Genomic DNA, 404 nt, shown 5'->3' on the forward strand with positions numbered 1-404 from the left:
AAACCATCATCGGTTGAATAGCGCAGGTGCAAGATTTCTTCCTGCAGGTAGGTACGCACACGCCCGCTAAAGGGTTCGGTAATGGTGTAGGCGTAGCGGTGTTCATCCAGGCGCTTCGGTACAACGGCGCTCGGCGGATACGGGTGTAATGATTTAGGCTGGCCGTCTTTGCCCCACTTGATCACCGCGTAGGCGTTACCGTTCAGCAGACAATGGCGCATCATGGTGCGCTTGAACTGGTAAGGTGTCTGGCAGTCGTTCGGGCGCTCATTCAGCAACACATCGACGGGGTGATCTGCCAACCAGGCGCGGGCCTCTACACCGTTGGTACGTGTTACCCGGTACAGGTAGCAGGGCATGGAGGCCACCGCTTCACTGATCACTGCCACGGCGTTGAGTACCGC

1 protein-coding gene is annotated in these 404 nt (G+C 57.9%); it reads right to left on the minus strand.

Features of this window, described 5'->3' with window-relative positions; genetic code table 11:
• Positions 1 to 404, minus strand: a 404-nt coding sequence (locus ACKWMY_RS28350) for a phage portal protein (RefSeq protein WP_409487564.1), incomplete at both ends; no start/stop codon positions are given.

It is taken from the genome of Serratia sp. J2 (genome assembly GCF_046269175.1).
Classification (GTDB): domain Bacteria; phylum Pseudomonadota; class Gammaproteobacteria; order Enterobacterales; family Enterobacteriaceae; genus Chania; species Chania fonticola_C.